Here is an 804-nt window from a genome sequence, read left to right as displayed (position 1 = left end):
CCTGCCCGCCGACCTCCCCCTGCGCCCGCCGCTGCGCACCTCCCCGGCCCAGGACTACGCCGCCCACGCCTCGACCGGCAGCGTGGCGGGCGCCGCGGCGACCCTGCTCGTCAAGCACGACCTGACGGAGGCCGCGGAGGCGGTGCTCGCCGGCTCGCCCAAGGCCGCCCGCTACGGGCCCGCCGTCTTCCACGCCGTACTGAGCACCGCCCTGTCCCGCACCGGCGTACTGGTGCGCGACCCGGAGCGGCTGCGGCAGCTGGAGATGACCGGCACCGTCGTCCTGCACCCCAGCGCGCTGCGCACCCCGCACGCGGGGGCGGACCCGTGGACCGAGGACGTCCTGGACGCGGCGCGGCGCGCGGGGCTGCGCGTGGTGATGGTGGAGGACCCGGCGCTGGCCGACTTCACCGGCCTCGCGGACCAGGTCGTCAGCGCCCGCCGCCCGCTCCGGGACGTCGTGGACGAACTGCGCGCCGAGGGCAAGGGCGTGATCACGGTCGTACGGCCCCGGCCCGGCGACGACGAGACGGTGCTGGCCGGACTGTTCGGCGGCGACGTGGCCGTGGCGCTCGCGGACGCGGACAGCCCCGTGGCGTGGGGCGCGGACGTGCTCGCGCCGGGCGGTCTGGCCGACGTGTGGCGGCTGCTGCGGGCGGTCCCGGCGGCCCGCGGGGTCGGGAGCCGTTCGCAGACGCTGGCCCGGGCCGGGGCCGCGCTGTCCGGGCTGCTGGTCGCGGTCGGCGAGGCGCGCAGCAGGGGCACACGGTCGCCGTTGCCCGGGCTGCGGCACGCCCCGGTCGA

At 79.0% G+C, this 804-nt stretch carries 1 pseudogene; it reads left to right on the top strand.

Annotated features, from left to right (window positions below):
- Positions 1-804 (top strand): annotated as a pseudogene (locus GTW67_RS08715) (cation-translocating P-type ATPase); the annotation flags it as partial.

The organism is Streptomyces sp. SID5910 (assembly GCF_009862125.1).
Taxonomy (GTDB): domain Bacteria; phylum Actinomycetota; class Actinomycetes; order Streptomycetales; family Streptomycetaceae; genus Streptomyces.
Note: the sequence above shows the minus strand (reverse complement) of the source record. Positions and strands in the feature narration are given on the sequence as shown.